This is a genomic window from Achromobacter semiaridum, assembly GCF_053543755.1.
This window is the reverse complement of the sequence record NZ_JBLVOL010000042.1, coordinates 27,354-40,294: the sequence shown is the minus strand read 5'-3', so window position 1 is coordinate 40,294 and position 12,941 is coordinate 27,354. Positions and strand designations below refer to the sequence as shown.

Below are 12,941 nucleotides of genomic sequence, written 5' to 3'. Positions count from 1 at the left end.
CGGCAAAGGGCGTGGCGTAGGCCAGGCGCGCGCGCGACGGCGCCTTCGACCCCGGGAACCAACGCTGGCGCGCCAGGTACTCGGGCAGTACTTCGTTTTCCAGCACATTGCGCGACGAGTCCGTCAACGCGGCGCCACCGCGCGACTTCAACACCAGCGTCGTCAGCTCGGGCATCTGGGCCGGGCCGCTGGCGTGCCATCCCGGCGGCGCGGCGTCCATGCTCAGGTCCATCCAGTAAAAGCCGTAGGGCGGCAAGGTCAGCAGGTAGGGCAATTCACCGATGGCTGGAAACGGCGTGCCGCCCAGCATTTCCACCGGCACGCGGCCGTTGAATTCCTGCAACGGCAGTTCCACGGGCTGCGCCGCGTTCGACAGGTTGGCCACGCACAGGATGGTGGTGTCGTTCCACTGTCGCAGGTAAGCCAGGATCTTGCGGTTGCCGGCCTGGATGAAGCGCAGCGTGCCCCGGCCAAACGCGTGCGTCTGGCGGCGCTGCGCCAACATGCGGCGCGTCCAGTTCAGCAGCGAATGCGGGTCGCGTTGCTGCGCTTCGACGTTGACCGCTTCGTAGCCGTACAGCGGCCCCATCAAGACGGGCAGGGGCAGGCGCTCGGGATCGGCGCGCGAAAAGCCGCCGTTGCGGTCCGGCGACCACTGCATCGGCGTGCGTACGCCGTCGCGGTCGCCCAGGTGCACGTTGTCGCCCATGCCCAACTCGTCGCCGTAGTACAGCACCGGCGTGCCGGGCATGGACAAGAGCAGGCTGTTCATCAGTTCGACGCGGCGGCGGTCGCGTTCCAGCAGGGGCGCCAGCCGGCGGCGGATGCCCAGGTTGATGCGCGCGCGCGGATCGGCGGCGTACACGCTCCACAGGTAATCGCGTTCGCGGCTGGTCACCATTTCCAGCGTCAGCTCGTCATGGTTGCGCAGGAAAATGGCCCACTGGCAGGTGTCCGGAATATCCGGCGTCTGGCGGATGATGTCGGTGATCGGAAAGCGGTCTTCCTGCGCGATGGCCATGTACATGCGCGGCATCAGCGGAAAGTGGAACGACATATGGCATTCGTCGCCCGCGCCAAAATATTCCTGCGCGTCTTCCGGCCACTGGTTCGCTTCGGCCAACAACAGCCGGCCCGGGTATTCCTGGTCGATCACGGCGCGTATCTGTTTCAGCACCTGATGCGTTTCTGGCAGGTTTTCGTTGTTGGTGCCTTCGCGTTCCACCAGGTACGGCACGGCATCCAGCCGCAACCCGTCCACGCCCATGTCCAGCCAGTAGCGCATGACGGACAGCACTTCCTTGAGCACCTGCGGGTTGTCGTAGTTCAGGTCGGGCTGATGGGAATAGAAGCGATGCCAGAAGTAGGCGTTGGCCTCGGGGTCCCACGTCCAGTTGGACTTTTCCGTGTCGCAGAAGATGATGCGCGTGCCGGCGTAGGCCTTGTCGTTGTCGGACCATACGTAGAAGTTGCGCGCCGCCGATCCCGGGCGCGAGGTGCGCGCCCGCTGAAACCAGCGGTGCTGGTCCGACGTGTGGTTGACCACCAGTTCGGTAATGACGCGCAGCCCCCGCGCGTGGGCTTCCCGGATCAGCTTGCGCACATCGGCCACCGTGCCGTAGTCGGGATGCACGCCGCGATAGTCCGCGATGTCGTAGCCGTCGTCGCGCCGGGGCGACGGGTAGAACGGCAGCAGCCAGATCGTGTTCACGCCCAGGCTGGCGATGTAATCCAACTTCATGATCAGGCCGGGCACGTCTCCCACCCCGTCGTCATTCGAGTCGAAGAACGACTTCACATGCAGCTGATAGATAACGGCGTCCTTGTACCAAAGGCCGTCATCCTTGATGGGATTGGTTTCACTGATCATCGTGGGCTCCGGGCGTCAACCATGCAGGGACAGCCGCCAGACGCGATAGGGTTGGTCGGGGGACAGCGTCACGGTGCGCGTCGCGTCGCGCCAGGTCTCGTGGGTGTCCGTCAACAGGTCTTCGACTTCAAGATGGGCGGGCCTGGCGTCGCCGAACAACCAGAACGGCACCTCCAGATAGGACGTCTGCGGTTGGAAGGGGTCCAGGCTGACGACGGTCAGCACCACGTTGCCCAGCCCGGGCGTGGCTTTGACGAAGGCCAGGACGCGGTCGTTGCCGCTGCGCAGCGCGGTCAGCCCGCGATGCGTCTGCAAGGCCGGGTTGGCCCGGCGGATCTGGTTCAGGCGCGCGATCTCGGCGCGGATGTTGCCGGGCTGGCGCCAGTCGCGCGGACGCAGCTCGTACTTCTCGGAATCCAGGTATTCCTCTTTGCCGGGCACGGGCGCGGACTCGCACAGCTCGAAGCCGCTGTACACGCCCCACAGCCCCGACCCCATGGCGGCCAGCGCGGCACGTATCAGGAAACCCGGGCGCCCCGACGTCTGTAGAAACACCGGGTTGATATCCGGCGTGTTCACAAAGAAGTGCGGGCGGAAAAAGTCGGCCGGCGGCGGGCTGGAAACCTCTTCCAGATACGCTTGCAATTCGGCCCGATCGTTACGCCACGTGAAGTACGTGTACGACTGCGTGAAGCCCACCTTGGCCAGCCGATACATCATCTTGGGCCGGGTAAAGGCTTCGGACAGGAACAGCACGTCAGGGTGCTGGCCGTGCACCTCGGCAATCAGCCATTGCCAGAAGGGCAGCGGCTTGGTGTGCGGGTTGTCCACGCGGAAGATTCGCACGCCCTTGTCCGCCCAGAACAGCACCACGTCGCGCAGCGCGCGCCACAGCGCAAGCTTGCGCGCGCGGCGTGGCGGCGAACCGTAGAACGACACATTGACGATGTCCTGGTACTTCTTGGGCGGGTTCTCGGCGTAGCGGATGGACCCGTCGGGGCGCCATGAGAACCAATCGGGATGCGACTTCAGCCAGGGGTGGTCGGGCGAACACTGGATGGCAAAGTCCAGCGCCATCTCCATGCCGTGCTCGCGCGCGGCGGTGACCAGACGCAGAAAGTCATCCAGCGATCCCAGCTTGGGCTCGATGGCATCGTGGCCGCCGTCGGCCGACCCGATGGCGTACGGGCTGCCCACATCGTCCGGCCCGGCGTTCAGGGTATTGTTCGGCCCCTTGCGATTGCGCAGGCCGATGGGGTGTATCGGCGGCAGATACAGCACGTCGAAGCCCATTTCCTGAATGTCGTGCAGGCGCGCGATAACGTCGTCAAACGTGCCATGGCGGCCGGGCTCGCGCGCCTGTGAACGCGGAAACAGTTCGTACCAGGCGCTGTGGCAGGCCTCGGGGCGGTCCACCCACACGGGATACGGTTCGGGCGTGACGGTTTCGAAGGGGCGCGCGTCCAGCTCCCGCATCGCCTGCGACAGCTCCCCGCCCAGCAGCAGCGCAATGTGCGCGTCAGTGGGCGCGATGTCGGCCTTGGGGCCGGGCAGGGCTTTCAACGCGGCCTTGACCACCGCCACGCTGTTGGCCGGATACGCGTGCTGGCTGGCGCGCTTGTCGGCTTCGCGCAGCAGCAAGATGCCCTCAACCACTTCCAGGTGCACGTCCACCCCGGCCGCGTGTTTAACCTCCAGGTCATGGCGGTAGGTTTCCCATACGTCAAACCACGCCGCCACCTGATATTCGTGCGGGCCGATGCGGCGCGGCCGGAAGCTGGCTTGCCAGCGGTCGTTGGACAGCAGCTTGAGCGGCGCGCGCCGCCAGTTGGCTTCGTCGGCCGCGCGCCAGCGGACTTCGCCCGCGATGCGGTCGTGGCCGTCCATCAGCAAGTCGGCCTGGACGGTGATGCGTTCGTGCACCGTGCACTTGATGGGATGCGCGCCGTCGTCAACGGCGGGCGCTACGCTTTCGATGGCGATGCGCAGGGCCGCGCCGCCTTCGGTGCGCGGTCCGGGATGGCGCGAAGCTTCGCGTACGGGTGGCATCGGCGTCACGGCCATCAGGGCGCAGCCGCCCGCGGGCAGGGTGTCGCCCGCCAGCAGCGGCGCGTCGGTCATGCGTTGGGGCAGGATGTCGCCGGGCGGCAGGCTGGATGCCACCGCGTCCCAATCGATGCGCGCCGGAGCGGCTTGGTTCGGGTTCAACGCCAATACCGCCGTGGCGCCGTCGGCCTCGTCGCGCAGCACCAGCGTGGCGCGGCCATCGCGCCCGCCCAGCACGCGCGGCGTTCCGGCGGGCGCGTCGCGCAGGCTGAGCCACTGGTTGATGTCCTGCATTTGCGGCGACGCGTCGATCTCGGCTTCCGCTGCCATCCACCCGTTGGCGGTAAAGGCGGCGGCCCACGCCAGGCGCGCGTCGGCGTGAGGCTTGTTCGGCGCGTCGCCGTGCAGCGGCGTCGTGCTGGCCAGCACCGTGGCCACACGCTGCAAGCGCGAGGCTTCCTCGGCCAGCCAGGCCGATTTGTAATCCCACCACGGCAAGGAAGAAAACACGCCGTCAAAACCGGCGTCGCGCAGCGCGTCCACCTGATGCGCCGTCAGACCCGGCGTCCAGGCCAGGCATTGCGGGGCGGTGGCGTGTTGGCGCAGCGGGCCCAGCACGTTGCGCCAACTGTCGGCGGGTACGCGCTGCGGCGCTTCGAATACAACGCCGGCCACGCCGGCTTGCGCCCAACGCGCCAGCCGCGCGGACCAGGCCTGCGCGAACTCTGGCGGGGGCTCGCCGGCCAGGGCCATGACGCCCCAGGTGCTGACGGGCAGGCGCGGGTCGCGCGCCGGGTCGTCGGGCGGTGGCTGATACCAGCCGGGCGGCGCGGTGGCGGCGGTGGCGTCCACCGACACGCGGTCCAGTACCACATGCAGCATCAGGCTCAAGCCATGCGCGGCGGCGGCGCGCGACAGCCGGGCCAGCCGTTCCGTGATGGGCTCGGTGCCCTCGCCAGCCGGGCTGGCGTCGGCGTCAATGGGCGCCAACGTCTGCGCGTTGGCGGGTCGTATCCAGGGCGGCGGAATCAACACGGCGTTGAATCCGGCGCGCTGAATACGGGCCAGCCGGGCATCCAGCGCGGCATCGGCCGTTGCCGCCGGGGCGCCGTCCGGCAAACCCTGTGGCGCGTGGCAGATGCGCAGCGCGGTGGGCGGGGAGGGGACGGGCTTGGGGGCAGCGGCCATGCGTGTGCGCCTTGTGGTCAGATGGGCATCGGCATGGAGCCACGGGCTTGCCGGGTCCGCCGTTGGCGAGTGTCGGCCGAGCGGGCCGGCGCGGGTTCCGCAACCGCCTGCTCTTCAACCTGCGAGCGGCCGGTCAGGGATTGCAGCAATTCTTCGTACGCGCCCACGGCGCGCTGCCAGCTGAAATCGGTGCTCATGGCGTTGCGCTGCATCGCGCGCCACAGCATCGGGTGCTGGCGCAGGTGCATCGCGCGCGCCAGCGCATCGGCCATGACGTCGGGGTGGTCGCCGTCAAACAGCAGGCCGTTGGCAAACGCCATCGCGGTCAAGGGCGAGTCCGAACCGGGGTCTTCAATGGTGTCGGCCATGCCGCCCACGCGCGAGCCGATCGGCACGGTGCCGTAACGCATGGCGTACAGCGGCGTCAGGCCGAAGGGTTCGAACCGGCTGCCGTGCAGCAGGATGTCGCCGCCGGCATGCAGCCGATGCGCGCCCGCTTCGTTGTAGCCGATGCGCGTGGCGCAACGTTGCGGGTAACGGTCGGCCAGCGCCTTCAAAGCTGTTTCCAGGCGGCGGTCGCCCTGGCCCAGGATGGCCACCTGCATTTCGGGGTGGGCTTCCAGGGCGCGCGGCAGGGCTTCGGCGGCAACGTCGGCCATCTTCTGGTCGGTCAGGCGGCTGCCCATCACGACCAGCGTGGCTTGCGCATCAGGCGTCAGGCCGAATTCACGTTGCAGCACCGTCTTGCACAGGCGCTTGTTGGCCAGGTCGCCGGCGGTGTAGCGCAACGGGCCCAGATGCGGGTCGCGCGACGGGTCCCACAGGGCGGTGTCGATGCCGTTCGGAATGGCGATCAGGTCGTTGGCGCGTTCGCGCAGCAGGCCGTCCAGGCCGCAGCCAAACGCCGGCGTCAGGATTTCGCGCGCATAGGTGTGGCTGACGGTGGTGACGCGGTCGGCATGGGCGATGCCGGCTTTCATGAAGTTCAGCTTGTTCCAGGCAACGGCGGCGTGCTCGCCCCGGTAGGCGGGCGGGATGCCATAGGCGGCGGCGTCCTCTAGCGGGAACTGGCCTTGGAAAGCCATGTTGTGGATGGTCAGCACGGTTTTTACGTCCTGGATGCCGGCCTCGCGCATCAGCATGGGCGTCAAGGCTGCGTGCCAATCGTGCGCGTGCACCACATCGGGGCGCGCCAGCCCCGGCAAGCCGCGCGCAATGCGCACCGCAGCGTGCGACAAGGCGGCGTAGCGCAGACCGTTGTCGGGATGCTCCTGGCCGTCCTCATCCACATACAGGCCGGCGCGGTCGTATAGCGCGTCGTTCTCAAGCAGCAGGAAGGGCAGTTCGGATGTCGGGCACACGCCGGCCAGCAGGCGCGCGTCGCCGCCCGGCAAGTCTTCCAGCCGCGCCACTTCACGCAAGCCGTCCAACTGCTTGGCCGCGCCTCGGTAGGCGGGCAGCAGGACAGTGGCGGGGATGCCTCGCTGGACCATCGCCCGCGTCATGCCGGTGATTGCATCGCCCAAGCCGCCCGTCTTTGCGAGCGGGAATGCTTCGGCAGCCACTATGAGAATTGTCGTCGCCATGCTTGTTGCTCCGGGGAAAGTCGGAGGGCCGCTGAAAAAGTGGGCCCGGTTCCGTAAGGCCGTCATATGCGCAAGTGGCGTGCCCAAGGGTGGGCCGTACAGGGAAAAGGCGGGCTTACCCTGGGGTGCGAGTCGTTGTTGCTGACGTTTGTAAATTTGGGAGCGGCGCAACAAACGCCGTCTTTACAGTCGCCGGGGCGGGCGGTCGGGGACGGAGCCGGCGGGTCATCCAGGCATGGCGATTGCGGCGCGCGCAGGTTCTGGTTTTTTGATGAAACAGTGAACCCACTTAACCCAATTCAACCGACTGAACCGACCATAAGGAGCGTCAACTTGAAAACCGTTTCCGATTTTGTCCTCGCCCGCCTGGGCGAATGGGGCGTGCAGCGCGTGTTCGGATATCCCGGCGATGGGATCAACGGCCTGATTGGCGCGTTTGGAAGGAACAGCGAACTGGAATTCGTCCAGGCGCGCCACGAAGAAGGCGCCGCGTTCATGGCCTGCGCCCATGCCAAATTCACCGGCCAGGTGGGGGTGTGCATGGCCACGTCGGGGCCCGGCGCCATTCACCTGCTTAACGGCCTGTACGACGCCAAGATGGACCACCAGCCGGTGGTGGCCATCGTGGGCCAGCAAGCCCGCAGTTCGTTGGGTGGCGATTACCAGCAAGAAGTAGATCTGGTCAGCCTGTACAAGGATGTGGCTCACGACTTCGTGCACATGGTGACCTCGCCCGTGCAGGCGCGCCACATGATCGACCGCGCCATGCGCATCGCCATGGAGCGGCGCGGCGTCACCTGCCTAATCTTTCCCAACGATGTGCAAGACCTGGAAGCCGTGGAAACACCGCCGCGCGAGCACGGCACCGTGCATACCGGCATTGGCCTGACCGCGCACGCCGCCGTGGCGCCCGAGGCCGCGCTGGATAACGCCGCGTCCATTTTGAACAGCGGCGAACGCGTGGCGATGCTGGTGGGCGCCGGCGCGCTGGACGCGGGCGACGAGGTGCGCGCCGTGGCCGAGCGGCTGGGCGCCGGCGTGGCCAAGGCGTTGCTGGGCAAGGCGGTGGTGCCGGACGAGCTGCCGTACGTGACGGGCGCCATCGGGCTGCTTGGCACGCAGCCCAGCTGGGAAATGATGAACGAATGCGACACCCTGTTGATGGTCGGCACGTCGTTTCCCTATGCCGAATTCCTGCCCAAGGAAGGGCAGGCGCGCGCCGTGCAGATCGACCTGGACGGGCGCAAGCTCAGTCTGCGGTATCCGGTGGAAGTGGGGCTGGTGGGCGATGCCCGCCTGACCTTGCAGGCGCTGCTGCCCAAGTTGCAGCCCAAGGCGTCGGACCGGTGGACCAAGAGCATTGAAAAGAAGGTGGCGCGGTGGCGCGAAACGGTGGTGTCGCGCGCCATGGTCGAAGCCAAGGGCGTGAACCCGCAGCGCCCGTTCCTGGAGCTGTCCAGCCGCTTGCCGCCGCGTTGCATCGTCACCTGCGATTCCGGGTCCGCTGCCAACTGGTATGCGCGGGACGTGCATCTGCGTGAAGGCATGATGGGCTCGGTATCCGGCGGGCTGGCCAGCATGGGCTGCGGCGTGCCCTATGCCGTGGCCGCCAAGCTGGCGCATCCCGGCCGGCCGGTGGTGGCGCTGGTGGGCGACGGCGCCATGCAGATGTTGGGCATCAACGAACTGATCACCATCGCGCACCGCTGGAAAGACTGGTCCGACCCGACGCTGGTGGTGCTGGTGCTGAACAACGGCGACTTGAATCTGGTCACCTGGGAACAGCGCGTCATGGGCGCCGACCCGCGCTTCGGGGATTCGCAATGGCTGCCGCATTTTTCCTATGCGGATTACGGCCGCATGCTGGGGCTGGAGGGCATACGCGTGACGGACCCGGAGGAAGTCGGCCCCGCGTGGGACCGCGCGCTGTCCGCCGGCCGCCCGGCGGTGCTGGAGGTGGTGACCGACCCCGAGGTGCCGCCGATGCCGCCGCACATTTCGGCCAAGCAGTTCAAGGCGTACATGACGGCGCTGCGCAAGGAAGACCCCGCCACCGGCGCCGCCGCGCTGCGCGCCACCATCAAGCAGTGGTGGGCCAGCTGAACGCCGGGTCGCGTATCGAGCATCGCGCAATGGACGCCGGGTATCGAAATCGGATATCAAAATCGGGACCCGTCGCCGTGTCCGGGCACCTTGGGCACGGCGCTTGCGGAGTTGCCTGTCCCTACCACCAGTACGCAGGGCGCAAGCCCCGCAAAGGAGATAGAAGATGGAACAACATCAAACCAATATCGTCGGCGGCCCCAAGAGCAGCCCCGGCGGCCCCGGCCCGGAAGTCATGGCCGCCGGCACGCTGGAAGGCAATGACGTCTACAACTCGGCCGGCGAAGATCTGGGGTCCATCAAGGACATCATGATTGACGTGCCGCGTGGCCGGGTGGCGTACGCGGTGCTGTCGCGCGGTGGGGTGCTGGGCATCGGCGACAAGCTGTTTGCCATTCCCTGGGCGGCCTTGACGCTGGATACCGACCGCAAGTGCTTTGTGCTGGACATCGACGAAGAAACCTTGAAGAACGCCCCGGGCTTTGACAAGGACAACTGGCCCAGCATGGCCGACGAAACGTGGGCCCGCAATCTACACACGTACTACAAGCAGGACATCTACTGGTAAGGCACTTGGCCGGGCACCGTGGCCCGGCCCGTGTGCATCATGGCACCGGCCGCGGGTCTCCCATCCGCGCGCCGGTGACCATTTCAGTCACCCAGTTCACCAGGATCGCCGTGTAGGCGCGTTGGGCGGATTTTTCGGTCAGCGCATGGTCGGCGCCATCAATGATGCGATGCGTCAGCGAGTGCGAGCGCCGGAACGCCGACCGGTAACTCATGATGGTGGAGTGCGGGATGAAGGTGTCGTGTTCCGCTTCGACGATCAGCACGTCGCCGGCAAATTCGGCGCAGGCCTTCAGCGCCCGGTTCGATTCGGGCGCCACGTAGCTGTTGCGATACGCGCGCAGCGTCTCGCGGTTCAGCTGGTTTTTCGGCAGCAACCATTCTTCGTCGCGATACAGCGCCGGCACGTGCAGCGCCAGCCAGCGCACGCGGCGCAAGCCGCTGAGCAGCGCCGCCAGATAGCCGCCATAGCTGCTGCCCACCACCGCCACGGACCCCGAATCCAGAGACGGGTGCGACGCCAGCCGGTCGTAGGCCGCCATGACGTCGCGCAGGTTATCTTCGCGCGTCACTTGCAATTGCTGTTCACGCGTGGCGGCGTGGCCGCGCAGGTCGAACGTCAGGCACACGCAACCCAGCGCGGCGATGCCCTTGGCGCGCGCCAGGTCAAACTGCTGGCTGCCGCCCCAACCGTGGATGAACAACACGCCCGGCACCTTGTCTTCCGGTGTCAGAAACGTGCCGTCCAGTTGCTGCCCGTCAACCGACAAGGCGATGGGATCACTATGCGCCGCCATCGGCGTCCTCCTCCAGCACGCCCGCCCACTTGCTGATGTGGCCCACGGCCGAGTCAACGCCGTGATAGACCAAGTGCTGCGGGATGGGGCGAGGTTCTTGTTCGCCATAGCGCTCGCGGGTGGCGGCGCGCACCGACATCAGCGACGGCGACAGCGCAAACGCCTGCATGGCCGCCAGTTCGGCCAAGCTGGCGCCACCCGCGCGCCAGGATTGTTCCAGCACGCCCGCGCGCGGCTGTCCGGACGGGCTCTGCCCGAACGCCACGTCGTAATTGCGGCGCGATGCCAGCAATTGCGGGTAGGCGGTGGACACGGCGGTGTCGTACTGGCAGGCCAGGGCCACGGCCTGGCGCTCGAGTTCGTTCAGGTCCAGCGCGCGCAGGTCGTCGAACCCGCCACGCGCCACGCGCAGTACCGAGCCGCCGTAAACCTTTATGCCCTGGTTGTCGGGCGTGAGCGACTGCGTGCCTACATACGAAATTTCCATCTTGCCCACGCGCGACCAGCCCACGCTGTAGGTCGCCACGTCTTGCAGGTCTTCTTCCAGCACCAAGCCCAGCCGCCGCATGACCAACGGCTCTTGCTGGGCCAGTGCCGCGCGCAGTTCGTCGGCGTTGCGCACCACCACCTGGCCGCGTCCGGCCGTGGCGTCAACGGGCTTCAGGCGCAGCGGGCCGTGGCGCAGCAGCTGCAAGCCGGCGGCTTCGGCGTCGGCCACGGTGAACGCGGTGTAGCCGTTCAACGCTACGTCGCGCAGGGTGTCGCCAAGCGCGTGCGCCCAGGCTTTGGGGGCACGCGCCTGGGCGTTGACCAGACCGTGGGTAATGGCTTTGCCCGCCACGAAAGAATGCGGGGCGACGCCGCCGTACAGATCGGCGGGTCGCGTGATGCCCAGGCGCGCCGATCGGATCGCGCCGATGATGGTGCGGTCGGGCACGTAGTACGGAGGCGGCTCGTCGCGGTGCCGGCTGGGTCGGAAGTGGGGGTCGAAGCGCCTGCCCAGCAGGGACGCCAGGCGGGCGGCCATGGCTTCTTGTGAAGCAATCTCGTGTTCGGACGCGGTGGCGCGGCGCGGGTAAGCCACCACCAGATCGGACTCTATCGGGGACGGATTTTTCTTCATGGGCGCGGGTGCAGCAAGTCTTGTTCCCGGTTGGCCGGCGCATGCTTCTTGCGCCAGGCGATGCGCGCTTCAAACATCGGAAACGCGGCCAGCGCCAGGCACATCGGCGCCAGTGCATAGCAGGCGCGGTAAGCCAGCGCCGCGCCCAGCACTTCGGAGTACGGCAGGCCGGGCGCCAGCACCGCCACGAAGATGGCCTCGGTGGTGCCCAAGCCACCCGGCACCCGCGTCAGCACCGCCGCGAAACTGGAGCACAGCAAAATGCCCAACACCACGGGGTAGGGCGCCTTGCCCTGCAACAGCACATAGGCGACCGCGCCCATGAACATCCAGGACAGTCCCGCGAACACGCATTGCAAGACGGCCATGCGCGCGCGCGGCAGCGTCACGCGTTGCCCCATCCACGTGGCCGAGCGGCGTCGCGCACGGACGCAGGCCCACACGTAGGCGGCGGCGCCCAGCAGCATCACCGCGCCCAATAGGCGCAGCACGCCGCTGCCCACGTCCCAACCCTTGGGCACGGGCAACGCGCCGCTGACGAACACCGCGCCGGCCACCCAGGCATAGCCGATCCAGTTCGACGCGGCCGAGAACACCGCCACGCGCGTGGCCACCGCCTTGCGGCAACCCAGCCGGGCGTACAGGCGCAGACGCGCGCCCAGGCCACCCACCAGCACGCCAAGGCTAAGGTTTAGCGCGTAGCTGACCATGGCCACGCCCAGCACCGTTGGCCAGCCTAGTTTGTGGCCGGTGTAGCGCTTGCCCAGCAGGTCCAGCGCGGCGTAGCTCAGATACCCCAGCACCACCAGGCCGCTGGCCATCAGGATGGCGTCGCGCGGTATGCGGCGCATGGCCTGCCACACCTGCGGCCAGTCCACCGACCGGCCGAAATAAAACAGCAGCGCGGCGACCACCGCCAGGATCAGCCAGGGCAGCACTTTCTTGATGCGCGGCCAGCGGTGGCGCAACGTGCGCATGAATGTCGTTCGATATACCCTCATGCGGTCTCACCTTCGTCGGGCGTGGGCGGCTTGATGGTTTGCAGGCGCGGCTTGTGGGCGGGCCGGGGACCCGCCCCCGCCGGAAAGCGCCGCAAAAAGTGGAACACCACCACGCCCACCCAGAAGCGGCGCAGCGCCCGGGTGGATTTGGGGCCGCTGGGCACGGGCTTGCAGTCCTGGGCGATCAGGCGGTCCAGGCTTTCGCGCAGCGCGGCGTTCAGCGAGCGGTCCCGCACCACGACGTTGGCTTCCAGGTTCAAGGCCAGGCTTAGCGGGTCCAGGTTGCTGGAGCCCACGGTGGACCAGTCGTCGTCCACGCACGCCACCTTGCCATGCAGCGGGCGCTTGCAATATTCGTAGATTTCAACGCCCGCGTTCTTCAGATAGTCGTACAGCATGGTCGCCGCCAGCCGTGCCACCAGCATGTCGGGTTCGCCTTGAAGCAGCAGGCGCACGCGCACGCCACGGCGCGCGGCTTTGGTCAGGTCGCGCAGCAGGTGGTACCCGGGAAAGAAGTAGGCGTTGGCGATCAGCACGTCGCGCTTGGCGGCGCGCAGGCCCGCGCGATAGTAGCGTTCGATATCGGTCGTGTGGCCGTCGTTGTCGCGCACCACCAGGCGGCCACCGCCGTCGCCCTCGGGCACCGAGGCGGCGGCCGGC

General features: G+C 67.4%; 9 protein-coding genes. 2 read left to right on the top strand and 7 right to left on the bottom strand.

Going from position 1 to position 12,941, the window contains the following annotated elements:
• The 3 genes from treS to glgA form a co-directional block, all read right to left on the bottom strand.
• The coding region (treS, locus tag ACNPP0_RS12925) for a maltose alpha-D-glucosyltransferase (RefSeq protein WP_448706096.1) at positions 1–1,870 on the bottom strand (1,870 nt) is incomplete at its 3' end.
• 15 nt (positions 1,871–1,885) lie between these two features.
• The gene (locus ACNPP0_RS12920; protein ID WP_448706095.1) at positions 1,886–5,104 is read right to left on the bottom strand and encodes an alpha-1,4-glucan--maltose-1-phosphate maltosyltransferase; all 3,219 of its coding nucleotides are present in this window, start codon (positions 5,102–5,104) and stop codon (positions 1,886–1,888) included.
• 17 nt (positions 5,105–5,121) lie between these two features.
• Entirely contained in the window at positions 5,122–6,690 is a 1,569-nt protein-coding gene (gene glgA / locus ACNPP0_RS12915) for a glycogen synthase GlgA (protein WP_448706094.1), read from the bottom strand.
• A gap of 333 nt (positions 6,691–7,023) precedes the next feature.
• On the opposite strand from glgA, the gene ACNPP0_RS12910 reads away from it, so the two are divergent.
• Both ACNPP0_RS12910 and ACNPP0_RS12905 read left to right on the top strand, forming a co-directional pair.
• Entirely contained in the window at positions 7,024–8,793 is a 1,770-nt protein-coding gene (locus ACNPP0_RS12910; protein WP_332608204.1) for a thiamine pyrophosphate-requiring protein, read from the top strand.
• 166 nt (positions 8,794–8,959) lie between these two features.
• Positions 8,960–9,361 carry a PRC-barrel domain-containing protein gene (locus ACNPP0_RS12905; RefSeq protein ID WP_046805720.1) on the top strand — a complete coding sequence of 134 codons (402 nt, stop codon included), beginning with the start codon at positions 8,960–8,962 and terminating at the stop codon, positions 9,359–9,361.
• Positions 9,362–9,398: 37 nt separating this feature from the next.
• Here ACNPP0_RS12905 and ACNPP0_RS12900 read toward each other — a convergent pair whose 3' ends face one another.
• From ACNPP0_RS12900 to clsB, 4 genes are all read right to left on the bottom strand, one after another.
• Positions 9,399–10,157: an alpha/beta hydrolase family protein gene (locus ACNPP0_RS12900; protein WP_332608203.1), complete on the bottom strand. Its 759-nt coding sequence runs from the start codon at positions 10,155–10,157 to the stop codon at positions 9,399–9,401.
• Positions 10,144–11,280 (bottom strand): DUF3182 family protein, encoded by a 1,137-nt coding sequence (locus tag ACNPP0_RS12895; RefSeq protein WP_448706093.1) that lies wholly within the window; start codon positions 11,278–11,280, stop codon positions 10,144–10,146. Before ACNPP0_RS12895 ends, ACNPP0_RS12900 begins: the two co-directional genes overlap by 14 nt.
• Positions 11,277–12,281 (bottom strand): lysylphosphatidylglycerol synthase domain-containing protein, encoded by a 1,005-nt coding sequence (locus ACNPP0_RS12890; protein WP_332608201.1) that lies wholly within the window; start codon positions 12,279–12,281, stop codon positions 11,277–11,279. Before ACNPP0_RS12890 ends, ACNPP0_RS12895 begins: the two co-directional genes overlap by 4 nt.
• Positions 12,278–12,941: cardiolipin synthase ClsB (clsB, locus tag ACNPP0_RS12885; protein WP_448706092.1), on the bottom strand; the 664-nt coding region annotated here is incomplete at its 5' end. The genes clsB and ACNPP0_RS12890, both read right to left, overlap by 4 nt.